Source organism: Pseudomonas sp. NFPP12 (genome assembly GCF_900103205.1).
Lineage (GTDB): Bacteria > Pseudomonadota > Gammaproteobacteria > Pseudomonadales > Pseudomonadaceae > Aquipseudomonas > Aquipseudomonas protegens.
Map to the genome: position 1 here is coordinate 1,006,500 of NZ_FMWW01000001.1, position 24,363 is coordinate 1,030,862.

The following is a 24,363-nucleotide window of genomic DNA, read 5'->3' on the forward strand; positions in this document are numbered from 1 at the left end:
AGCGTCGGCCCCTGCTCCATGGGGAAGGTGGCCGCGCCTGCTGTTTTTGGGATTGTTGTGGCAGGAATCAGAGCAATGGGCAGGAATCAGGGAATCAGCAGCTCGCGGCGCCCGTCCGGGTGCTCCACCTGTTCACCGGGTAGGGGCAGACGGCGGTCGCTGAGGTAGTGGTAGTCGCGGCGCGAGGCCTTGAGCTGGTGCAGGTCGAGGCTCACGCGCTGCTGGCACGCCTCGCGCCCGGCTTCCCACAGCACCTGCCCGAACGGGTCGATGGCAGCGCTGCCCCCGGCGAAGACCAGGCCGTCATCGCCCTCGCCCACCCGGTTGACCATGACCGCGAACAGCTGATTTTCCTGGGCTCGAGCCATGATCGCGGTGCGGTGCACCGGGCCGTAGGGGTCCATGTTGCCGTTGGTGACGATGATCAGTTCGGCCCCCAGTTGTGCCAGGGCCCGGGCCGTTTCCGGCAACTCGATGTCGTAGCAGATCAGGATGCCGACCCGCAGCCCCTTCCACAGCACCGTGGTGAACCGGTCGCCGGGGCAGAACGCACCGCGCTCCGAGGGCCATAGGTGGGTCTTGCGGTAATGCAAGGCGATGCCCTCGGGGGTCAGCAGCAGTGAGCTGTTGTAGTAATGCTCCCCGGCCCGCTCGGCCAGGCCGATGACCACCGCGACCTGACGCTCACGGACCTGCTGCAGCACCGCCTGGACACTCGGCCCGTCCAGGGTTTCAGCGCACTCGGCCAACTGCACGGCGCTGAGGAAGCCGGTCAGGCAAGTTTCGGGGAACACCAGCAGATCGGTGTCGCCAGCGCAGGTTGCAATGGCTTCGAGCACCCGGTCCAGGTTATAAGCGGTGTCGCCGTCACGGCCGGCCAGTTGTACCAGTTCAATGTTCATTTCTAATCCTTGCACTCGTTGGCGACGCCCGGGGCTTGCGACCGCAGGTGCCGGGGACGGGCCGAGTATGGAGCGCCGCGACGCGGCAAAAAATCACTTCGATGGGGTACCCCTCAATGGGTAGTGAAACGCGCCTGACCTTGCAGGACGTGGCCTGGCACGACGCCGTGGGCCGCGTTATCGAGACCCTGGACCGGGACAATTTCTGGAGCGCCCTGGTGCGCCTGCTGCAGCACTATGTGCCGGTGGACAATTGGGTGGTGCTGGTCTTCAGCGGCGGCCGGCCCCGGTTACTGGCCGAATCCCCGGCAACGGACGGCGAAGCCGACTCCCTGTTCCAGGACTATCTCAAGGGGCTGTACCTGCTGGATCCGTTCTACATCCACGCCAGGGAACATCCGCGCAGTGGCCTGTTTCGCCTGCAGGACGTGGCCCCGGAATGCTTCGAGCAGACCGATTACTACCAGCGCTATTTCTGCCTGAACGTGCTGACCGACGAGGTGCACATCAACATCCTGCTGGACGGCGAGCGTACCCTCAGCCTGTCGCTGGGCAGCCAGTCGCGTTTCAGCCCTGAGCAGACTGCCCTGCTGAGCCTGGTGCAACCCTGGATCGCGGCGCTGATGCGCCAGCGCCTGCATTTCGAGTCCGAGCCCCAAGCCACGACGCCCAGCGCGCCCAACTGGCAGAGCCGCCTGGAACAGGCCACTGCCCAGTTGAGTTCGCCCCTTTCGGCGCGGGAGTTGGATGTGGGCCAGTGGTTGCTCAGTGGCTGCTCGAACAAGGAGATTGCGCGCAAGCTGGGGATTTCCGCCGAGACGGTCAAGGTTCACCGCAAGCACATGTACAGCAAGCTGGGGATCAAGTCCCAGTCCGAGCTGTTTGCCCTGTTCCTCCAGGCCCAGGACGCCTGATGCCTGGCCGTGGGGGCGCAGCGGCCAGCGCCCCGCCCCCCGCAGTTTCAGGCATTAGAAGCGCAGGTAGTTACCTCGCCCCGGCGCCTGGTAGGCCATTTCCGAGAGCCCGGTCCAGACGTAGCTCGGAGCTGTCCACTGGACCTGTGCGTAGCCGTAGGAGCCATGGCCATAGGCCGAAAGCACGGCAGGAGCCGGCTTGAGCGCCACGCTGGAGACAGGAGTCGCCGCTGCGCCGGACTGGCGTGGAGGCTCGGCATAACCGCCCCCCAGTACCCCTTGATTGCGCTGGCTGCCGACCCAGTTGGTGAGCCTGCCGCGACTGGTGATGGTACCGCTGGCAGTGTTGTCCAGGCGGCTGCCCAGGAGCGTCAGGGAGGCGCCACTGTGAATCACCTTATCGTTGAACAGCGTGCTGTTGTTGAGGGTCATGGACTGCTCGCTGCGCAGGGTGCCGTGATTCTCCAGGGCGCCGTAGGCAGTCAGCGAAGCGCCGCTGTGGATCAGATTGTCGTTGAATACCTTGCTGGCGTTGAGAGTCATCGCCTGCCCGCTGCGCAGGGTGCCATGGTTTTCCAGGGCGCCTTGCAGCGACAGGCTGCCGTGCGCCACGAGCGACCCCTGTCGACCCTGAAGCGTGTCGCCGTTGACCGAGACCCGGGCACCCGAAACCCGGCCCTGGTTGTCCAGGCCGCCGGTGATCGACAGTGCCTGCCCGGCTTCCAGGACCCCACCAGCGGCCACCTGCACCTTGCCATCAGCGGTGACAGTGAGGTTGCCGGTCAGGGCCTTGACCTGCCCCGCCACATTGACCCCGACACCGGCGGATCGGCCCAGCATGCGGATCGAGTCCGCGTGCATGCTGCCCAGGCGAGCCACATCGATGGCGACCTCGGGAACAACCGTCTCAGCCACCACCTCCGGCACTGAAACGCCAGCCGCCGGCACTGGCGGGCCGGAAACCACCGGGGTGTTGCCCTTGCCGAACTGGCTGCTGTTGAAGGGTTTGTCGGCAAAGTCGGAACCCGATTGCACCTGGCCATTGATGATGATCTGGTTGCCGGTAAAGCCCTGCTCCTTGCCGTTGATGATCACCCCCACCGCGGACTGTCCAGCGCTGCCGGAGCTGGCCAGGGACAAGGTGTTGCTGGCACTCACATCGCCCTTGAGTGCGGACAGGTTGAGCTTCTGCGCCTGCAGCGCCGCATTCAACTGAATGGTACGGGCTACCAGGTCCACTTCATTGGCCCCGGAACCATCCAGGCCCGCGCCTTCGATACGGATCTGGCCATTCTCGGTATGCAGGCGCGCAACTCCACCCTGCCCGTCCAGCACAGCGTTGCCGGCCACCAGGGTCACTCGATTGGCATTGATGAACCCCGCGCCCTGGGTGGAAATGCCGTTGGGGTTGGCCACGATCACCCGCGCATTGGCACCGGCGACTTCAATCACGCCGTTGAGCTGGGAGGCCATTTTCCCGGTTACCTCGTTGAGAATGACGCTTGCCGACTGGCCATTGAGCAGGCTGTTGCCGGCTATGGCGCCGCCCAGGCTGGTCTGCACACCCGTGGTGCTGTTGTTGAGGATCAGCCCGGCCTGGCCGACGTTGAACTCGGTGAACTTGTTGTGGGACAGGCCCGCACCATTGGCAGCGACGATGTTCACCAGCGGCGTGCCGTTGCTGCTCGAGAGCACCGGTCGCAGCGCCGCGGACGGGTCCACCACCAGCCCGGGCTGGGCCAGGGCGCTCTGCTCCAGGAGCGGCAGTGCCAGCAGGATGGCCAGCGCCAGGCGCTGTGCCCCGAAAGCGGGCTGTGGCAGGTGCGGGGTAGATTTATTCTTGGTTTTCATATTGATCTCGGTGGTGTTGTTGGCATAAGGCGTGCGCTTGAATCGGCGGGCACGCGGGTAACAGGTTCGGCGGTGGTGGCACCTCCTGGTTCAGGGCTGGAAGACAGGCCGCTTGGCGAAACGCTATGGCCTAGAAGCGGCTACGCAACGAGAAATCCAGGGTGGGAGTACGGCTGTTGAGGTCGTCGGGCTTTTTCAACGGCAGGCCCAGGGCAATGTCGTAGCTCAGGGCGCTGAAGCTGCCGCGCAGGCCGACGGCGCTACCGATCAGGGTGCGCTCCCCTGACCGCAGGCTGGCGCTGGGTACTACCTGGCCGGCATCCAGGGCCGTGTAGAACTGGCTGCCCCAGCCTGCCGCCACGGCCAGCTCGTTGCGCCAGGTCCAGCCACCCGGGCTGGCCAGGGTGCTGTTGCCATCGAAGCCGCGCACCGTGTAGCGGCCACCGATCTGCAGGTACTCGGTGGGCGGCACCGGCACCGGCGCGTACTGCACGAACAAACCGCTCTGGTAGCCCAGCATGCTGGCGCCCACGCCAAGGGCACCGGCCACTGCCGCCTTGCCGGTGAAGATCCGGTAACGACCGTTCCAGTACTGCTCCTCGTAGACCGCCCCCGGCGCTGCGCTCATCCCGGGCAGGCTGCCGCGCAGGCCGAGTTCGAAATCCAGGGTGCTGGCGTTCCATTTTTCCCGGTGGGCCATGCTCAGTTCATAGCCGGTGATGTCCCGGTAAAGCTGGCCCAACTCGGTGTTGCCGACCCAGGCCCGGTCCTGGCGACGCACCAACCGCCCCTGCAAGGTGCCCCGGCTGTGGGCCGAGCGGTAAGTCACCAGGCTGAGGCCGGCATCCAGGCGTCGGGTCCTGGAGATGAACCCCAGGCGCTGGTCGGCGTCTTTGAACAGTTGCTGGCGGCTGCCCCACTCACTGGCGCCCAAGGACAGCGCGGTGTAGCCCAGAGGCAGGTTCCAGGCCAGGCTCCTCGACCAGGAACCCAGGCTGTGGTCGGCGAATGCGCTGTCCGAACTGGCGGTCAGCAGCAATTGGTCATACAGGGCCAGGGGCGAATCGATCGCCAGGATGGCACCCAACTGATTGCGCCCGGTGGCGTCGATGCCGGCGTTGTCCAGGGTCAGCATGCCCATCACCCGGCGTACCTCCTCGGGTTGCCGGATGACGATATCGGTGCTGCCCAGGGCCGTCCCCGGAATCAGGTCAAAGGCACTCAGGGCCTGCCCCGGCAGGCGCCGCAGGTTTTCCAGGGCCTGGTCCAGGTCGCGCACATTCAACAGTTGGCCCTGGCCGGCGGGAAACAACGGCCGGGCCCAACCGATACCCTGGGGTTGCTGTTCAATAGTGCCGATCCGCCCGGCGATCACTTGGATCAGCAGGCGTCCACCGGCCAGGTCCTGGGCCGGAATGGCGACTTGAGTCGTAAGGTAGCCACGCAGTATCAGTTGCTCCGCCAGCCAATGGCGCAGCAAGCCCAGGCCGTTGCCGCCGACGCACTGGCCAATGATCGGCGAGGTAGCGGTCATCCAGGTAAAGGCCTCGGCGCCCTGCCACTGCACCGAGCGGATCAGCACACAGGGCGACTCGGCCGGCAGGCGCAGCGAGCTGCCGGCCACCGGGGCCTGTTCGGCAAGCATGTCCACCGGTTTCAAGGCCTGGGCCTGCAAGGCTTCCAGTTGCTGGTCCTGATGCCGCGAGCCATTGCCCAGTGAGCCCAGGGCCGGCGCGCCCAGGCCCTGTTCCAGAGGGGCAAGCAGCACCAGGGCGATCAGGCCGCGCAAGGGCCAGGGGCCTTTCCATCTCGACAACTGAGGTCTCTCCGCAGGATGACAATGCAGCCCCGTCCGATGAGGGTTGGAGGCATGTCAGGGCAATTGCGGCGAAGTCTAAGAGTGGATGTTGCGGCCCCGGAATAAGAGTGGGAGACAGCGACTCAAGGAATAATCGTCAAGACTGTGCAGATAAATCGAGCATCCGGTGCACAGTCTCAACCCCGTGTGCCTGCTCCTGTCACTGGCCCCGTGGTCGCCAGCCGACCTGCTCCAGGGCAGCCAGCAAGCGTTCGGGAGTGAGCGCAAGGGCCTGGCTGCCACAGCCCGACAGATCGCGAGCGGCCAGCATGGCGTTGAGAATGGCCTCTTCCACCGCATCGGCGGCCGCCACGAACAGCGCTGAAATGTAATCGTTGTTGACCATCTGCAAGGCGCTGGTCGGAGCACCGGGGTGGCCGTGATTGGCCACCGGCAGGTTGCGATTGCCCACCGAAAACGCCAGGAAGATGTCTCCGCTGGAATCCTCGGTGCCTCCCCCGACCCGCGCCAGGCCGATGCTGGCCCTCTGCGCCAGGCGCGTGCACTGGTGTGGCAGCAGGGGCGCGTCGGTGGCGATGGTGATCACGATCGAACCCATGCCGGCCTCACCGACCGGAGTCGGGCCCTTGAACGGTGACGCCACGTCCCCCAGTACCGTGCCCACCGGGTAGCCGGCCACCCGCAACGCTTCGCGCACTCCATAGTTGGCCTGTACCAGGACGCCCACGGTCCAGCCACCCTGCTCCTGGCTCAGGACCCGCGAAGATGTGCCGATACCGCCCTTGAATTCGTGGCAGATCATGCCGGTGCCTCCTCCGACGTTGCCCTCCGCCACCGGCCCGGAACTGGCCTGGCTCAGGGCCGCGTGGAGGTGTTCGGCCGTCACGTGCTGGCCCCAGATATCGCTGAGCACGCCGTCGTAGGTTTCCAGCACCACCGGCATGCACCAGTAAGTATGTTGCCTGGCCATTTCTCGCTCGGCCGCCACCAGGGCGTCACGCACCACGCCAACGCTATGGGTGTTGGTGTAGGCAATGGGTGTGGCCAGCAAGCCAGCCTCGCGGATCCACTCCAGGCCCGTGGCATCGCCGTTGCCATTGAGCACATGGACCCCGGCGAAGCACGGCTCCAGGTGGGCCGAACCGGCCCGCGGCTCGATCACTGTGACGCCGGTATGGATCGACGCATCGGCGGTTTCCAGGTTGAGGGTGTGATGGCCGACACGCACCCCCGGCACATCGGTAATAGCGTTGTAGATGCCGGGGGTACCGGTGCCGAGGGTGATGCCAAGGTCGCGTATACGCATGGTTGCGGTCTCCACTGTCGAACAATCAAGGGGTCGAAGTGTAAGAATCCGCACAACCGCTGACGATTACCCCGTTGCATTACCCCCGGCGGGTTAGCCGCTCAGAGCTGGCTGATCAGCCGCTCGACCCGTTCGATGAATCGCTGCAACTGGCCCTCCTCCAGCCTGGCACCATGGCCGCCCACCGAGGCTTCAAGGCTGGCGCAAACCAGGATAAGGCTCTTGGCCTTGCCCACTGCCAGGGCACCGCGAATGCGGTGCAACTGGTCCATCAGCTGCACCTTGTCGCCCCCTGCCAGCGCGGCCTTGAGCGCCTCCAGGTCCTGGCCGATGGTGAGCTGGAACAGCTCCAGCATGCGCTCGGGCACGCGCAACGGATCGTCCTGGGGTAGGCCCGTTGCCTGGACCGCGTCGGCAACCACGTGCTGCAACGGGATCTCGATGGCCGCCTTGAGACACAAGTAAAGCCCCTGGATATCAATCGGCTTGGTCAGCCAGTTGTTCATCCCGACGCGGATGCAGTGCTCCCCCTCCTCGCGCAAGGCGTTGGCAGTGACACCGATGATCGGCGTGTCCAGGTTGCGTTCGCGCACGCTCTGGGCGAAGGCATAGCCGTCCATGAGCGGCATGTTGACGTCGGTGAGGATCAGGTCGTAGGCCTGCTGGTCAAGCAGGTGCAAGCCTTCGATGCCATTGCTGGCCACATCCACCAGGCAGCCGATGGTTTCCAGCTGTTCCTTCATCAGCAACTGGTTCACCGGGCTGTCCTCGGCCAGCAGCACGCTCAGGCCCAGCGGTTGTCTGCTCGCTACACCGGGCGTGGTGTCGGGCTCGCACACCTCCCCCGTCAGCGCCATGTTCAAGGCCTGGAGGATGGCCGGCAGGCTGTGCTGATTGACCAGGATGTCCTTGCCTATGACCTGAGGCTGAAGATTGAAATCGTGCTGGGCAAAGACCTTGGTTCCGGCCCAGTCCAGGCCGGCCAGGGCTTCAGGCATCACCTCCAGCATGACATCGGGCATGTCGCCCAGAGCCTCGGGCTGGGTCGACACCCGCGCCCCGTGCTGCTGCAACCAGGCGCCGAGGCTGGCGCTCAGATCGGCGAACGGGGTACGCAGGTGTACGCGCTTGCCCTGCAGGCGCAGGTCCACCGGGTCGGCCTCCTCGGACTCCGCCAGTTCAAGGTCGAGGGCGAAGCTGAATGTACTGCCCTGGCCCTCTTCGCTGCTGAAACTCAGGTGCCCCCCCAGCATCTGGCCGAGGCTGGCGCAGATCGGCAGGCCCAGTCCGGTACCGCGTATGTTCGGCTGCCGGTTGTCCCGCTGGTAGAAACGTTCGAACAGGCGCGCCTGCACCTCCTGGGGTATGCCAGGCCCGCTATCGGCCACCTGCCATTGCAAGCGAGCCCGGCCCGTTGCGCACTGCACCTGGTTCAGGCGCACCGCCACTCGCCCGTGAGCGGTGAACTTGATGGCGTTGCTGATCAGGTTACCGACGATCTGCCGGATGCGCAGGCTGTCCCCCAGGACCTCCACCGGCAACGGCTGGTCGATGCAGGCGTACAGCGCCAGGCCCTTGCTCGCGGCCATGGCCGAAAAGCCCCGCAGGGTTTCTTCCAGCAGCTCCCGTGGGTTGAACCTGACCGATTCAGGCACCATTTGCCCGGCCTCGATCTTGGACACATCCAGCACATCGCTGATCAGTTGCAGCAGCACCGTCGATGAACTGTCGATGGTGCGCAGGTAGGCGCGCTGACGCTCGCTCAGGTCAGTCATCGCCAACAGCTCCAGGGTCCCCAGGGCACCATACAAGGGTGTTCGGATCTCATGGCTGACGGTGGCGACGAAGTTGCTCTTCTGCTCGTTGGCGGCATCCGCCGCGTCCCGGGCCATGATCAGCGAGGCCGCGGCTTCGCGGTGCGACGTGATGTCGGTAAAGGTGCACAGCAGCACATCCTCACCCTGGTAATCGGTGGGCGCAAAACGCACGTACAAGGAACGCGGGCCGACTTCCAGGCAGCCTTCTCCAGAAATCGGCCAGCCCTGGTCGAACATTTCCCAGTGCTGCATCAGCAAACGCAGGTCCGTGGCTTCTCCCAGCCAGGCCCCATACAAACTGTTATGCGTTACCGGCTGCAGCGTCGGCCCCCTGACCACACACAACGCCAGCGGTACGGTCTGCAGGATGGAGTGGTTGAAATCATGGGTAACCAGCAATTGCCGAAAATCGCTGCCGGCCGGTTCCACCACCCGCCGCCGATACCACTCGATCACTCCCCAGCCACCGAAGACGCACGTCAGCAGCAGCCCCAACAGGCTCAGCAGCGGCCAGAATCCGTCCTCCAGCAGGCTCTTGTAGCTGATCCGGTACAGCGCCTGCCAGGTGCCCTGGGTACCGGCGCTGCGCTTGATCAGCAGCCCCGATGCGCTCAGGTGCAAGCCGTTCTGATAGTCCCGGATATCACTGTCGGCAGCGCCCACCAGCAAGCGCCCGTCGGGGGCCAGCAGGTCGATGGACTCGAAGTCCGGCCGCTCATAGAACTGCCTGTCGATCCGCTCGCCGAAATCGTTGAGCTCACTCAGCTCCAGCAGGGTGGCTGCCACCACCTCACGTGGCGCACGCCCCGCCACCCGGTACTCGTCCGCCGTCTGATCGAGGACATAGGCCAGCAGGGCCTGGCGCCCGTTCATCATGAACGGCTCGGCGGGGCTCCAGCGCACGATCAGATCGCTGTTTTTCGGTGGGTCGCGGCGGATCGCCGCCTTGACCCGGCTCAGCACCAGCAACAGGTCGGGCTGCGTAGCGCCAACCTGCTGCGGCTGGGTTTCGATCCAGGGAATGGCGATGTCGAAGTGACGGTCCAGGTCGAACAGGAACATCTGTGGCGCGGTAAAGGACGAACCGATCCAGAAGTCGCTGTAGACATTGGCAAGGCCCCGGGCCAGCCCCAGTTGCCGGTTGATGACCCTGGGGCCCAGGCGGTCGGTGTGTTCGGGCAGGACCACGGACACCTTGGTCAGGTACTGCGACGCCAGGCCCTCGTAGATGCGCACATCACCCTTGGGCATTTCCGTGAAGATATAGCCCCGGTAGTCGGTCTCGGGCCGGTAGGTGCTGGAACCGCTGCTCTTGATGGCACGCAGCAAAAAGGTCTCATGGTCGTTGGCCCGGGCCACCAGGCGCAGGAAGTGGTAATTGACCTTGACCAGTTCACCTCGCATCACCTTGTAGGTCGCCCAGTAACCGGCACTCACGAAAAACACCAGTAGCAGGAAGGAAATCACCAGGCCGAGGTTCAATCGCAGCGACACGCGCTCCAGGCGCTTGACCCTGGATTGTCTATAGACCATGGGAGGGTGAACCGGCGAAACCTGCTGTTTGTTGCATCTCATGCTCCCCAAAGGTCCTTCATCAACATCACCCCGCACCCGCGAGGGTCACGCACACTACCTGAACTTGTTGCCATTGTAGGAGCGGTCCTACATTTATCATCGAAAACGCCGACTGACAGTCTGATCGAGCTACGCCAATGTGGGTAGACCGTATTGGATCGTCGAGCACCATGAAAAACTCCTTCCTCAACCGCACCGCCTTGCTTGACCGCGCGCCCGTGCCCGCGGCGCGGCGAGCGCAACACGGGACGCCCAGATCCGACGCCGGATCTTTCAGCCCTGTACCACTGGCCGCCCCCAGTGCCGATGAAGTGCTCCTGGGCCTCAGGCGCCACGAGTTCGTCGCCTATTACCAGCCCAAGCTGTCACTGCTCGATGGCAGGCTGGCCGGGGCCGAAGTCCTGGCGCGCTGGGACCACCCCGAGGCTGGGATACTGGCACCGGAGCATTTTCTGCCCGTGATGTGCCAGGCCGGCCTGGTGCACCTGCTGTTTGCCCAGCTCTTCGAGCAGGGGCTGCAATTGCAGCAGATCCTCGCCGAACTGAGTGTGACCATGGAGCTGGCGTTCAACCTGGAGCCCCAGCAGTTGAGCAGCCCAGGGTTCAGCAAGGGTGTCAGCGATCTGTTGCGCGAGTACCGCTGCCCGGCCGAAGGCATCATGTTCGAACTGACCGAGACCGGCTCCATCCACTTGCCCGCCGTCAGCCTGAAGAACCTGCTGCAACTGCGGGTGCTGGGCTGCGGCTTGTCGATGGACGACTATGGTCGCGGCTTCTCTTCGCTGGAGCGGCTGTGCGACCTGCCGTTCAACCAGATCAAGCTGGACGCCTCGTTCGTACGCAAGCTGGACTCCCATCCCACCTGCCGCAGCGTGGTGGAAAGCACCGTGCGACTGGCCGCCACCCTGGGCCTGTCACTGGTGGTCGAGGGAGTGGAGACACCAGCGCAGATGAAGCAGCTCAAGGCCCTGGGTTGCCCCGTCGTCCAAGGTTTCGCCATCGGCCGGCCGATGCCGGAGCAGCACCTGATCAACTACTGCCTGCACAACGCCCGCTCGCGACGTTCCATAGCCTCTGCCTGAGTAACTTGCCCATGCCTTGCGATCCATGGAGCCCGCGCCCCTTCATCTCGCCCCCCTAACCGACCGCTTTATCCCTGGTAGTCGTCCTATGTTCATGACCAAGTCACTGATCACGTCCTGCGTGCTTTGCCTGACCCTGTTGCTCGCCCTCCGCAGCCACGCAGCGCCCGTGCCGGACCACCTGCTCCTCACCAGCCAACTGGCCAGCGAGCCGCAGAAACTCCAGCTGGACGCCGAAGACTGGGCCTGGTTGCGGGAGAAGCGCCGGCTGGTGTTGGGGGTCGCCGGGCCTTCCTCCCTGCCCATGGATATCATCTACAGCAACGGTGACTACGAAGGGGTCAGCGCCGATGTGGTGGCCCTGCTGAAACAGCAGTTGAACATCGAGATCCAGGTCCTGGGCTTCGATGACGCCCAAGACGCTCTGAGAGCCCTGCGGACCGGCAAGGTCGACCTGCTCAGCCGCGCCAGCGACTACCAGCGCCAGACTCCAGACACCGCCCTAAGCTTGCCCTATGCGCAGAACGCGCCTTCGCTCTATCGACGCCAGGGCGATGAGCGAAACCTGCCCGAGGACCTGCGGGGGATGACCATCGCCGTGGTCCAGGACTACCTGCCCGCGGAGCTGTTTCGCAGCCACTTCCCCGAGGCGCAGATTCTCAGCTACAGCAGCGCCGCCCAGGCCATGGCGGCGGTGGCCTTCCAGGGCGTTGACGGCTATATCGGCGACTCCCTGAGCGCCCACTATCTGATCAACCACAGCTTCTTCAACTACCTGAAATTCAGCCGTTTCATCGACCTGGAATCCGGGGGCTACGGCTTTCTCCTGCGCGCCGACGACCAGCGCCTGATGCACATCCTCAACCGCACCCTGACCTCGCTGGGCGCCTTGCGCATGAGCTTTATCGTCAAGCGCTGGACCGGTGGTGGCATCGTCATGCCCGAAGACCGGGTGGTCCTCGACGATCAGGAGCGGCGCTGGTTGGCTCGGCACCCGGTAGCCCGGCTGATGATCAACGACGACATGGCCCCCTCCGCATTCTTCGATGCCGACGGGCGCTTCAACGGGGTGATCTCCGACCTGTTCGAGATCATCACCCAGCGCACCGGCCTACGCTTCGAGGTGCAGCGCACCTCCAGCTTCCAGGGCATCCAGAAAGCCTTGCGCAACGGCGAAACCGACCTCGCGGTGCTGACACCGAGCATCGAGCGCGAGGAAGCCTTCCGTTTCACTCACCCCTTTGCCACCAGCTCCTTTGTCCTGGTCACTGCCCAGGGCCGGCAGGACATCGCCAGCCTCGCTGCGCTGTCCGGAAAACGCCTGGCCATCGCCCGGGGACATGTGCTGAGCGCCAGCCTGGGCGTCGATTACCCGCAGATTCATCTGCTACGCCCTTCCAACAATCTGGAGGCAATGAGCATGGTGGCCAGCGGGCAGGCGGACGCCGCCGTCATGGCGCTGTCCATGGCGCGCTACTACACCGCGCGCCTGTACGAAAAGAAACTGCGCATCGCCGCCATCCTCGACGGCGATGCCGCCACCGCCAGCTTCGCCATGCGCCGCGGTGACACCCAGCTGCAGTCGATCCTCGACAAGGCGATCCTGAGCATCCCGCCCGATGAATTGAACGCCATCACCATTCGCTGGCGGGCCAATGCCGCGATGAGTGGCCAGAGCTGGCGCGACTACGGGCGGGTAATACTGGAAATTCTCGGCTGCGCTCTACTGGTGATGACGGTGTTCATGATCCGCATCTTCCAGCTGCGCCGGCAGATCCGCCGGCGCCTGCTGGCCGAGAAAGCCCTGAGCGATCAGTTGCAGTTCCAGCGCACCCTGGACGACTCCATGCCCATTCCCATCTACGTGCGCGACCGCAAGGGCCGCCTGCTGTCCTGCAGCCGCAGCTATATGCAGGTGATGAACCTGCGTCAGGACCAGGTACTGGGCAAGACCGCCCTGGAGATGCCCATCGAGCACTTCGAGGTGGCCCTGGCCCTGCACAACAGCTACCTGCAAGCCATGGACAGCGGCATCACCATCGAGCGCCAGTATCAGATCGTCATTGCCGGCAACAGCCTGTGCATCGAGCACTGGATCCAGCCATTTCGTGACTCCTCGGGCGCTATCAAGGGAGTGATCTGCGGCTGGCAGGATATTTCCGAACACCAGCGCCTGGTCCACGACCTGCAACAGGCCAAGGGCCAGGCCGATGAAGCGAACCAGGCGAAAACCCAGTTCCTGGCCACCATCAGCCATGAAATACGCACCCCCATGAGCGCGGTGATCGGCACACTGGAGCTGGTCCTGAAACGGGCCGATCAAGGGGTGCTCGACCGCTACCACATCGATGTCGCCCACAGTGCGGCGAAGAACCTGCTAGAACTGCTGGGCAATACCCTGGACATCGTGCGTATCGAATCCGGGCGCCTGAGCTTCTTTCCCCGGCGTACCCGCCTCAAGGAACTGCTGGAGCCCGTGGCCCGGGTCTTCGAAGGCCTGGCGCAACAGAAGAACCTGGAACTGCTGTTGGAAATGGACGCGGGCAGCAATCTCGATGTGCTGATCGACCCCATGCGTTTCAAACAGGTGCTGACAAACCTGGTGAGCAATGCGATCAAGTTCACCGATCAGGGCCGGGTGAGCATCCGCCTTGAAAGCGCACTCGATGGCGAGCAGATGCTCGACATCAAGTTGCAGGTACAGGACACCGGCCGAGGCATCTCGGTGGAGGACCGCCAGTTGCTCTTCCGGCCTTTTGCCCAAGTGGCCCAGCCCTCCCTCGGTGGCCAGGGCGGCAGCGGCCTGGGCCTGGTGGTATCGCGATCGCTGTGCGAAATGATGGGCGGCGCCCTGGAGATGCTCAGCACCCCAGGCAAGGGAACCACAGTGACCGTCACCCTGCGCCTGAAAGTGCTGGAGCCGGTGCCCGAGGCCCCCGCGCCGACAATCAACAAGCTGCGTTTCGCAGCACAGCGGGCCACCCGAGTTCTGGTGGCTGACGACAACATCCCCAACCGGCAGATGCTGCGGGCCCAGTTGGAGTTCCTCGGCTGCCAGGCGGTGGAAGCCGAAAACGGCGTGCAGGCCTTGCAGCTATGGCAGCAGAATGCGTTCGACCTGCTGATCACCGACTATCACATGCCACAAATGAATGGCGTTGAACTGGCCCTGGCCATTCGCCGCGAGGAGCATGAGCAGCAACGCCCGCGCACCCTGATTATCGGGCTGACCGCCGATGCCCAGCAGGAGGAAATAGAACGCTGCATCAATGCCGGCATGCGTGACTGCCTGATCAAGCCGGTGAGCCTCGCGACCCTGGAAGAGCGCTTGTCGACCTTGTTGCCCCAGGACCAGGCCCAGACACTGGCCTACGAGGAATCCCCGCCGCCCGGCGCCATCCTCCAGGCCCATGGCGATGCCAGCCAATCCCTCAACAAACTGAGCAACAACCCGACACTTCAGCAACAGTTGCGCCTTGAACTACTCAAGAGCAATCGCCGGGACCTCGAAGAGCTGCGGTGGTTATGCGAAGAGATGAATGTCAACGCCCTGGTGCGCCTGTCGCATCGTATCCGCGGCAGTGCAGCCATCATGCGCAATGCCCGGCTGACACAACTGTGCAAGGACCTGGAGCGGGCTTGCACGGAACACAATCCGGACACCTTGCCCGGTAGAACCGCGGAGCTGGAAGCCGAGCTGCTGCGGATCGAAAAGGCTTTCGCCCTGCCGCACTGAAGTCCAGGCAAAAAAAGGCCGGCGCAGGTTCTCCTGCGCCGGCCCTACCGGGGGTCACACCAGGCCGTTGCGCTTGGCCAGTTCCACCATGGCGATCAGGTTTTCCACGCTGAGTTTCCTCTGCAGGCGCACCTTGTACGTACTGACCGTCTTGTGGCTGATCATCAACTGCTGGGCTATATCCTGGTTACCCATGCCACGGGCCAGCAGCTTGAGCACGGTAATCTCGCGATCGGACAGCTGTGCCAGCTTGAGGCTTTCCTGAGACGCAGCCTGGGAGTTGTCCCGCAGCATGTGAATAGTGTTCGCCGGAAAATAGCTGTATCCGGCCAGTACCGCCTTCACCGCCCCGGCCAGTTCATCGAGGCTGTCGTCCTTGCACACGAAACCTGCGGCTCCCGCCTGCAGCGAGCGCATGGCAAAGTTGCGGGCGTCGCCCGAGGTGAGGATCAGCACCTTGGTGGAGATACCGATGGAGGTCAGGTGCGCAATCACCGAAAGACCGTCCATCTTGGGGATGCTCAGGTCAAGCACGATCAGGTCAGGCAGCAACTTGCGGATGATTTCCAGGGCATCCACGCCGTTGTCGATTTCCGCCATGATGGTATGCCCTTCACTTTCGAGCATGACACGCACGGCCATGCGCATCAGTGGATGATCGTCGACTATGACTATGTTGCCCATGATTTGGTTGTTCCTGATTTCTTGACTCGGTGGATGATGCCGTAGGCGACTTGAGAATAATAGTGAATGCATGGCTTGAAAAAGATTATGCGAAACAGGCTAGTCACTAGTGACGGTAACTGAAACTGCCGCATTGCCTGCTCCTGGGATTACCTTGTCTTCGGTGCGGATATAACGAACGTCAAGCACTTTACTGATTTTTGTGGTGCCGGCCGGCGTATAGCCAATAACATTACTGGACGAGACGCCTAGATTAAGGAGCTTCCCGGCATTCATCAGTTGCAAGGCGACTCCCGAAGGTTGGGTGGCGTGGGTAGTAAATGTCAGGTTCGACGAGTTACTCCAGGGGGTGGCCATATCAATCATATTGACGCTGATTCTATTGCTGCTCATGCTGCTCTCGCAGCCTATATCCAGGCGGACTGTTCCCGCGTCCACCGTTGAGCCTCGAACTGGCAGTGCCGATAAACTGATTTTTTTCAGTTTCACTGGAGCATTATTATAAAGCTGGCAAGTTCTCGCCATGACCAGAAATGAAAAGTCCAGCGCCTTGGTTCCCCAATAACCGAAATTAACCGAAGGATCACCATTGTTGTAACTGAGCAGCCCGGCAAACAGATCTTGCCCGGTGATGCTGTATAAGCCCGGAAACAGCTTCTGCGACGGGGAGTAATACCGCACATAAATGATCATCCCGAAGCCGGCAGCTCCTGTGCTGCTTACAGATACGGGCGTGCGGTTCAGGTCGCCCAAAGGGCGAGCTATATTATCCGGACCAGCAGCCTTGGCGATGAACATCACATCAGCGGAACTAGTCTTGTAAAGCTTGTAGTTGGCGCCCTCGAAATAGAGGCTCTTCCCCGAGTCGCCCGCGGTTGCATAGATGTTGTTAAAGTACTTCCCATATGCCACCAGACCGCTACAGGACACCAAGACCGTTGCTGATGCCCAATAACTGGAGAGCATTCCTGTCGCTCCTTGCGAGACTTCCGGTATCGCCGGTTGAAGCGTCTGGCCAAGCACCTGAGAACATCCGGCAATGGCGTACGGGACACCCCCCAGAACCATGCACAGCCATATTCTTGCAAAAAAAACACAAACCAGCTTCATCCACTTACCTCGAAGCCATCATTGGCTACTTGAACTAATTACTTCAGTGCTCGCCATCAAGGCCTTCGGAGTACTGCAGGAAAACTCAAACTTTTCGTAAATCATCTCTTTGTTCGCCGCGGGCAACTCATAATTCACCTTGCAGTGCTTTGTACCCCAGCGAACATCCAGCTCACCTTTATCCCCGATACCAAACAGCAACAGCCTGGACAAGTTGTCGACGACACCCAGCAAGTTTCCCTGGGAGTCATAGGCCTGAGCGCCAAATGGTATTTTCTGGCCATCTACTGTGTGCAGGTCGAACTGCAGGCGGCGCCCGGACGTGGACTCGAAGCGACTCTTGACTACCGCACCCCGGGTGGGCACCACCATGCGCGAACTTTCTTGTATTTCTACATCACTGCCCAGGGTGTCGCTGTCAAGGCTGATCCAGTTGTAGCGATAGGGTTGTACATAGGGAACGATGGCATAACCCTTGTCATCGGTACGTGTGACAGCGCTGCTATCGACCCCTACCCCCTTGACCCCGGATACCTCGACCAGGGCAAAGGTTTCCCCCACCGAGGGGCCCAAGGTGATGCCATTTGCGTGGGCCACCAGCGCACCCGCAGCGCCCAGACTCATGTGCTTGCTGGCGGAGCCTTGGCCGTAATTGCCGCTGACCTTCGCTGCGGGCCCATCCCAGCTCAGGTCGAGGTTGGCGGAACGTCCACCCTGCCGGCTCTGGCTGCCCTGGACCGAGTAGTTCCAGGCATTTCGCTGATCCAAATTGCCCGAGACTCCAGTCTGAACCGACGAATCCCCCTGGGACGACGACGTCACACTGCTATAGGCCCGCTGGTGCCGGCCCGAGCCACCGAATGGCACGCTCAGCGATGCGCTGAGCTGGTTATCGGCGCCCTGCTCCATGCCCTGGCCTTCTGTACGCGAAAGGGCTAGGTTGTAGCTGACGTCCAGATAGTTACCGTTGTAGCCGAACTGCCAGCGCCGGGTACTGCCCTGACGATTCCAGTAGCTGGTTTCTCCCATGCTGGCGAACAGCGAACCCGATTGCCCCAGGGGTTGGTTGACGTTCAGGTCAAAGCGGCTTTTCTGCCGTCCGTAATGGCTCCCACCGACGTCGCCGGACTCCTCCACATGCTGGCTGAAGGTCCGGTAGTTCTCGGTGGAGTAGCGATAGCCAATCATGGTGAAGCTGGTATCGGTGGTGCCCAGGGTCTTGGAGTACAGAGCGCGGGCACTCTGCCCCCGGCTCATCTGGCCCCGCAAGCTCTCGGAACTGGATTGGGTCACGTCGAACGACACCCCGCCCCAGGGCGAGTTGATGCCCAGCCCCAGGTTCAGGGCCTTGTACCCCGTGGCCGCCAGCAGGCCGCCGTAACCGGTAAAGTTGTCGCTCATGCCATATACCAGGGTGCCTTGGCCGAATCCTGGCGCAGCCTGGTCATGGTTCTTGTATTGGCCAGCGGCAACACTGTAGCGAGCACTGCCGTTGCGGATCATGACCGGCAGATAGGAATAGGCCTGTGAATACTGCCGTTCGCGACCGTCAGCCTCGATGATCTTCACCACCAGGTCGCCGTTGGAGCCACTGGGATAGATGTCCTGGATCTCGAAGGCGCCCGGCGAGACGCTGGTGGAGTAGATGACGTAGTTGTTCTGGATCACCTCCACCGTGGCGTTGGTCTCGGCAATGCCACGCACCACCGGTGCGTAACCGATTTCCTCATCCGACAACATGCTCAGCTCGGAACTGAGCTGCACCCCGCGAAAACGCACGCTGTCGAAGACCTCGCCCTGGGTGTACAGCTCTCCCGCTGCAAACCGGCCGTTCAGAGAGGCAACATCCCGCTCGATGTAACTGCGGTTGCTGCTGAAGGTGTCGCGCACACCGGTGTAACCCGACACTGAAGACTCGTTGCGCAACCGCCAGGCACCCAGGTTGAAACCGTTGCGCAACCCCAGGAAGCGGTAGTCGTTGTGGTAGCCCTGGCTGATATTGCGGTTGAAGTTCAACTGATAGTCGGTGAAGAGCGCGGTAACACCATCGTCCCACAGGGAGCGATCCACCGAATGACCGGCACCGCGCTGGATGTATGCCTGGGGCACGCTGATCTTCAGGGCCAGAGCGCTGACATCAAACTCGACGCTGGCACCACTGACCAGCCTGGCAATGTCGATGATCGATTCATCGCTGCTGTCGGTAGCAATGAGCCGCTCTTGCGCAAGCCGCGAAGTATTGATGCCCATTGCTTTGAGAGTGCCCAGACTGATCTGCGGGCGTACTTCAGGCGAGTTGCCTGTTGCAATGAAGGTGACACTCTGCCGAACTACCATCGCTTGATTGAGATAGATATCGACGTTGTAGTTTCCAGGGGAGATACCACTCCCCGATTCGAAGTACTTCAACTCTACCGGGGCTCCACCCTTGTTCAGGAAAACCTCATTGAACTCTACTGACAACGCGGCCACAGGCGTGGCCATGCTCATGAAAAATAAAAAGGAACAACCTGTATTCTTCAGATTGAGCTTTTTCCTGAAAACGTGCACAGGCGCAATCCCTTATACCAGTGATTGAACATCAGCCTGCTCTCTGCAAAGCAAGTATCGAATAAACCAGCGAGGCAGCCACTTTCAATAAGTGACAGTCGCCGTACCCTTGATTGGAGTGCCGTAGTCGTTAATGCTATGAAACTCAACAAGCGCCCGCTGGCCTGACTGAGCCGCAGGCTCTCCTGCCACAGCAAACTTGCTGACACTTCCGGGCTTCACCATATCCAACTCAACGGGATATTTCTTTTCGCCCACACTTAACACTCCCGAACTAAAGGAGATGTGATAAGGCGAACCATTAGAAACTTGCAAATAGTTCTTCCCATTCTCGCGGAGCATTTTCCACTTCAAGTTGCCGACTGCCTCCTGGGAGTTTTCCGTCAGGCTTTTCGGGCGATAGAACACCTTGATGCGCTGACGCACGGCAATTTGCAGGGTATTTTGTTCCGCAGACTTTTGCGGGATTTCCTGCACGTTCAACCAGAAGATCGACTCTTTATCAGTTGGTAAACCCTTGCCGTAATAAAAGATCCTCAACATCTGTTGGTTATTCCCGGCAAGGCGACTCAAGGAAGGGGTCAGAGCAAAGGGAATACTCTGTTCATTATGCAGTTCATTGGTTTCCAGCCAGGATTGAATCATGATGTCCTGCGAACCAGTGTTCCTGACCAGGATGGAAACTTCCTTGCTTTTTTCCGGGTATATCACTCGAGTTCCATCGAGGGTAATTCCGGCACAGGCAAGGCTACTGCCGAACAAGGCGAAGCCCAGCAGCAAGTATCTGGAAATTGCGTTCATTGAATAGACACCACCCGTGAGCAAGAGAGGCATGTTCAGCCTCTCTTTTTTTTACTATTACTTGTAAGTCAAGCTAAACGGCAGGGTGCCATCAGCCTTGCCTGCGACAAAGTCTTCAGCATTGGCAACATAACCGGCACGCAAGCTGATGCTACTCTTATAAGTGCCAGTACTTGGAGGTGACTGGGTCAATGTTCCACTGATGATTTCGTTCGCGGACATATTTACTATTTGATTATTTTCATTATAGATCGCGATACCTACACCTTTGCCCGCCCCCAGAGTTTTCAAGAGCCTGGGGTCCTTGAGATCAATGCCAGAACCGGCAGCAGGGTCAAACTTCATATCAACTGTGCTAAGACCCGATCCGGTTGAGCCGCAGTCCAGATTTAGATTGATTCGAACAGTTGAGGCGATAGTGCCCTCTGCGGGGTTTTTTATTGAATCAATACTGACTTTCCCCAAAGGCACGGTAATGGTTTGAGCACCACCCCCGCCTGTGCCTCCGCCGGCTGTAATGCTGCACGATACGCTGCTGATTTCACCCGTGAAGTTGATTGTCCCGTCAGCCGCCATTGCGGAACTGGCAACAAGGCCAGAGGCAGTAATTGCCAGAATAGCTCTCATGGGATTGAACACTGTCATTTCCTTGTTCTGTGTAAGTTGATGGCTTTAATTGCTCCTTAAAGGAAGCGAGCAAATTCTTACCCAGGACAGAAAGTGCAACAATCGTAGGAATCGCCCTATATCTAAAGATAAATCATCTAAATATGTAGGACTAATCCTACAAATCCATAGCTTGTTTAATTGATTACAAAAGAAAAACCGCCTGTTCCCGGAGGGAGCAGGCGGTTTAATGACACTCGCGATTCAGCGCGGTGCAAACCAGGGCGCCGGCACCTCAGCCTGGACCGTGATGGTCTTGATCTGGGTGTAGGCATTCAGGGTTTCGCGGCTGAACTCGCGGCCAATACCGCTGTTCTTGTAGCCACCGAACGCCGTGCCGTCGCTGATGTTGGAATAGCGATTGATCCACACTGAACCGGCCTCCAGGCGATTGGCGGTATCCATGGCGTGCTTCAGGTTGCTGGTGTAGATACCGGCGGCCAGACCGTATTCAGAGTCATTGGCCTGGGCGATCATCTGCTCGTAATCGCTCCAGCGGATCAGTGACAGCACGGGGCCGAAGATCTCTTCCCGGCAGATGCGCATGTCATTGCGGACCTCGAAAACCGTGGGCTGGATAAAGTAGCCCGCCGGGCAATCCGGCACCTCGACCCGGGCTCCGCCCACCAGCAGCTCAGCCCCCTCCTGCACTCCGAGGGCAATGTACTCCAGGACTTTTTCACCCTGCCTGGCCGATACCAGGCAACTGACCCGCGCATTTTCATCCAGCGGCGAACCCACGCTGACCCGCTGGAATGACTCGATCAGCTTTTGCTTGAACGTCTCGAAGATAGCGTCATGGACGAACAGCCGAGTGCCGGCCAGGCATGACTGCCCGTTATTGTGGATCGCTGCGAAGGTGGCGTTGTCTACCACGGCATCCAGGTCATCGATATCCGGGAACACGATGTTGGCGCTCTTGCCACCCAGTTCCAGGGTCGCCGGCACCAGCCGGTCGGCCGCTACTCGCGCAACGATGCGCCCCACTTCGGTGCTGCCGGTAAAGGACAACTTGCGCACCTTGGGGTGCTGGCTCAGGGCTGCACCTACGACTTCCCCCAGGCCGGTGACGATATTGACCACCCCAGCCGGGAAAATCCGCGTGATGTGCTTGCCCAGTTCCAGGGTCGACAGCGAAGCATTTTCATCAGGCTTGAGTACCACGGTGTTGCCAGCCGCCAGGGCTGGCGCCAGCTTGAACGATGCCATGATCGCCGGCGCATTCCAGGGGATGATCTGCCCGCACACCCCCAGGGGCTCGCGCTTGCCCAGGGCGTAGCCACCGGGGATCTCTCGGCCATGGTCTTCATGGGCCATGATCACCGAGGCAAAGTAGCGGTAGTGACGTACCGCAGTCTGGTAATCCTTGCGTACCTCGCTGATGCAACGCCCCACGTCATGGGCATCGATCCGCGCCAAGCGCTCACTGTCCGCTTCCACCGCGTCGGCCAGGGCATTGAGCAATCGACCCCGTTCCTGCTGACCCAATGCATTCCATCCGGCAAAGGCCGCCTGCGCCGCATTCACCGCTCTATCGACGTCTTGAGCGTCACAGTAATGAATAGTCGCCAGGCACTTTCCGGTGGCCGGATCCAGGGCGGGCAATGCCTGTTTGTCACGATTCTCAAATACACCGTTAATCAACGGACCATAGACTTCATCTAATTGGATATTCATGTTTATTCCTTTTCAAGTTACAACTTTCATAACGATTTCGGGCAAGTCGATGCGCGACTTTATATATCCATCAGGATAATCACGGTGTTAACATTCACCTCCCATTTTCAAAACCCTCAAAGGGCAACCAATGGATCCGCTTTCAGGCGTTCTTTCTTTATTGCGAATTCGCAACTATCACTCCGCAACATTAAGAATGGCGGGTGATTGGGCGTTCAGTTTTCCCGAGAATGCCGGAATCAAGTTCACTACCGTAGTTCAAGGTGGCTGCTGGCTATTAGTTGCAGGCGAACAACAGCCGCAACGCTTGCAACAAGGTGACTGTTTCCTCATGACCCGGGGCGTGCCCTTTGCCCTTTACAGCGATATGAACCAGGTCCCGATGGATTCCGCCTCCTACTTCCAACGGATCGCTGAAGACGAAATCACCCTTGACTACTGCGGCGCCGATACCCAGTTGGTAGGTGGACGCTTCGAGTTCACCGGGGTCCCGGCCCAAGTCCTGCTCAGTACCCTACCGTCCCTGGTGCACCTGACCGGTGTCTCGGCCCAGGCCTCGATTCTGCGCTGGGCCCTGGAGCGCTTTACTTCGGAACTGCACCAGCACAAGCCGGGACGTTCATTGATGACCGAACACCTGGCCCACATCATGCTGGTGGAGGTGCTGCGTGCTCACCTGGGAACCCTGGGCAGCGATGGCACCGGCTGGTTCGCCGGCCTGGCCGACCGACACCTGAGTGCCGCCATCAGTGCACTGCATGGTGAGCCAGCGCGGCGCTGGAGCGTGGAAGAACTGGCACGCCTGGCCAACATGTCGCGCTCGGCCTTTGCTCAGCGGTTCAAGACCGTAGTCGGGGTTGCTCCCATGGAGTACCTGACCCGCTGGCGAATGCTGCTGGCCAGCGACCGCTTGCGCAATTCCGACGACAGTATCTCCAGCATCGCCTTCTCCCTGGGCTATGAGTCCGAAAGCGCCTTCAGTACCGCCTTCAAACGCGTGATGAGCGAAGCCCCGCGCCATTATCAGCGCGGCCAGCAGAGCCTGTAGCGCTCAGCGCAAACCACCGCCGATGACCAGGGTTTCGCCAGTGATCCAACTGGCATCGTCCGAGGCCAGGAAGGCCACCGCCGGCGAAATGTCCCGGGGCACGCCAATGCGCCCCAGAGGCGTGAGTGTCTCGATCTTGGTGCGGAACTCATCTGCGAAGAAGCCGCTGGAGAGCACCCCCTCAGTCATCACAAGCCCCGGGTTGACCGAGTTGACCCGGATGTTCCTGGGTCCCAGCTCATTGGCCAGGGTGCGAGTTATCGCATCCACCGCCCCCTTGGAAGCGGTGTAGATCGCCGAATTGGCCGGGGTGAAGGAGGTGACGCTGGAACTGACATTGATGATGCTCGCCCCTTGTGGGTTGAAGCAGTCCAACGCCGCCTGGCAACACAGAATCAGACCCAATACGTTTAGGTCGAAATGCCGATGGAACTCGTCTTCAGTGACCTGCACCAGTGAGCCGGTGGAATAGACCCCGGCGTTATTGACCAGGATATCGAGGCGGCCGTACAGATGCCCTATGGTCTTGAACAGGGTCTTGACCTCAAGGCTCCTGGCCACATCGGCCTGGATCGCATAGGCCCTGCCGCCCTGCTCCAAGATCTGCGCCACCACAGCGTCGGCGTCGGCCTTGCTGCGAGCGTAGTTGACGATCACCGTGGCGCCGTCGCGAGCCAACTGCTTGGCGATGTCCGCGCCAATACCCTTGGAAGACCCTGTCACCAGTGCAACTTTCTTTTCCAATCTTTTCATGCTTGAGCTTTTCCCTTCGGGGTTCAATGACCCAATTGCCCGGAGGCACTGGACGAGAGGTTCAGCTTAAGC

16 protein-coding genes are annotated in these 24,363 nt (G+C 61.1%); 4 read left to right on the top strand and 12 right to left on the bottom strand.

The window, feature by feature from the left end; all coding sequences use genetic code 11:
* Positions 1-86: 86 nt before the first annotated feature.
* On the bottom strand, positions 87-902 hold the full coding sequence (locus BLS75_RS04320) for a carbon-nitrogen hydrolase family protein (RefSeq protein WP_065364035.1): 816 nt from the start codon (positions 900-902) through the stop codon (positions 87-89).
* A gap of 116 nt (positions 903-1,018) precedes the next feature.
* Here BLS75_RS04320 and BLS75_RS04325 point away from each other — a divergent pair, with 116 nt between their 5' ends.
* A complete protein-coding gene (locus tag BLS75_RS04325) occupies positions 1,019-1,816 on the top strand; it encodes a LuxR C-terminal-related transcriptional regulator (RefSeq protein WP_065364034.1) in 798 nt (265 codons plus the stop codon).
* Between the two features lie 54 nt (positions 1,817-1,870).
* Here BLS75_RS04325 and BLS75_RS04330 read toward each other — a convergent pair whose 3' ends face one another.
* From BLS75_RS04330 to BLS75_RS04345, 4 genes are all read right to left on the bottom strand, one after another.
* The gene (locus BLS75_RS04330; protein WP_072450369.1) at positions 1,871-3,667 is read right to left on the bottom strand and encodes a filamentous hemagglutinin N-terminal domain-containing protein; all 1,797 of its coding nucleotides are present in this window, start codon (positions 3,665-3,667) and stop codon (positions 1,871-1,873) included.
* Positions 3,668-3,797: 130 nt separating this feature from the next.
* Positions 3,798-5,483, bottom strand: a complete 1,686-nt coding sequence (locus tag BLS75_RS04335) for a ShlB/FhaC/HecB family hemolysin secretion/activation protein (RefSeq protein WP_072450371.1) — start codon at positions 5,481-5,483, stop codon at positions 3,798-3,800.
* Positions 5,484-5,685: 202 nt separating this feature from the next.
* Positions 5,686-6,792: a DmpA family aminopeptidase gene (locus BLS75_RS04340; RefSeq protein WP_072450373.1), complete on the bottom strand. Its 1,107-nt coding sequence runs from the start codon at positions 6,790-6,792 to the stop codon at positions 5,686-5,688.
* Positions 6,793-6,893: 101 nt separating this feature from the next.
* Positions 6,894-10,184 carry an ATP-binding protein gene (locus tag BLS75_RS04345; RefSeq protein ID WP_083533681.1) on the bottom strand — a complete coding sequence of 1,097 codons (3,291 nt, stop codon included), beginning with the start codon at positions 10,182-10,184 and terminating at the stop codon, positions 6,894-6,896.
* A 170-nt stretch (positions 10,185-10,354) separates the two neighbouring features.
* Here BLS75_RS04345 and BLS75_RS04350 point away from each other — a divergent pair, with 170 nt between their 5' ends.
* On the top strand, positions 10,355-11,266 hold the full coding sequence (locus BLS75_RS04350; RefSeq protein WP_176876695.1) for an EAL domain-containing protein: 912 nt from the start codon (positions 10,355-10,357) through the stop codon (positions 11,264-11,266).
* Between the two features lie 94 nt (positions 11,267-11,360).
* Positions 11,361-15,002, top strand: a complete 3,642-nt coding sequence (locus BLS75_RS04355; RefSeq protein ID WP_176876697.1) for a transporter substrate-binding domain-containing protein — start codon at positions 11,361-11,363, stop codon at positions 15,000-15,002.
* 54 nt (positions 15,003-15,056) lie between these two features.
* On the opposite strand, the gene BLS75_RS04360 is transcribed toward BLS75_RS04355, so the two are convergent.
* From BLS75_RS04360 to BLS75_RS04385, 6 genes are all read right to left on the bottom strand, one after another.
* Positions 15,057-15,686, bottom strand: coding sequence for a response regulator transcription factor (locus BLS75_RS04360; protein WP_065364027.1), 630 nt, complete (start codon positions 15,684-15,686; stop codon positions 15,057-15,059).
* Between the two features lie 99 nt (positions 15,687-15,785).
* The gene (locus tag BLS75_RS04365) at positions 15,786-16,652 is read right to left on the bottom strand and encodes a fimbrial protein (protein ID WP_072450379.1); all 867 of its coding nucleotides are present in this window, start codon (positions 16,650-16,652) and stop codon (positions 15,786-15,788) included.
* A gap of 162 nt (positions 16,653-16,814) precedes the next feature.
* Positions 16,815-19,286, bottom strand: coding sequence for a fimbria/pilus outer membrane usher protein (locus tag BLS75_RS04370; protein ID WP_176876701.1), 2,472 nt, complete (start codon positions 19,284-19,286; stop codon positions 16,815-16,817).
* A gap of 144 nt (positions 19,287-19,430) precedes the next feature.
* Positions 19,431-20,180 (bottom strand): fimbrial biogenesis chaperone, encoded by a 750-nt coding sequence (locus BLS75_RS04375; protein WP_309475489.1) that lies wholly within the window; start codon positions 20,178-20,180, stop codon positions 19,431-19,433.
* 24 nt (positions 20,181-20,204) lie between these two features.
* Positions 20,205-20,792 (bottom strand): fimbrial protein, encoded by a 588-nt coding sequence (locus tag BLS75_RS04380; protein ID WP_072450384.1) that lies wholly within the window; start codon positions 20,790-20,792, stop codon positions 20,205-20,207.
* A 225-nt stretch (positions 20,793-21,017) separates the two neighbouring features.
* The gene (locus BLS75_RS04385; RefSeq protein WP_072450385.1) at positions 21,018-22,490 is read right to left on the bottom strand and encodes an aldehyde dehydrogenase family protein; all 1,473 of its coding nucleotides are present in this window, start codon (positions 22,488-22,490) and stop codon (positions 21,018-21,020) included.
* Positions 22,491-22,620: 130 nt separating this feature from the next.
* Here BLS75_RS04385 and BLS75_RS04390 point away from each other — a divergent pair, with 130 nt between their 5' ends.
* Positions 22,621-23,538, top strand: coding sequence for an AraC family transcriptional regulator (locus BLS75_RS04390; protein WP_065364024.1), 918 nt, complete (start codon positions 22,621-22,623; stop codon positions 23,536-23,538).
* 3 nt (positions 23,539-23,541) lie between these two features.
* Here the strand turns inward: BLS75_RS04390 and BLS75_RS04395 are convergent, their stop codons facing one another.
* Positions 23,542-24,291: an SDR family NAD(P)-dependent oxidoreductase gene (locus BLS75_RS04395; protein WP_072450387.1), complete on the bottom strand. Its 750-nt coding sequence runs from the start codon at positions 24,289-24,291 to the stop codon at positions 23,542-23,544.
* Positions 24,292-24,363: the final 72 nt, after the last annotated feature.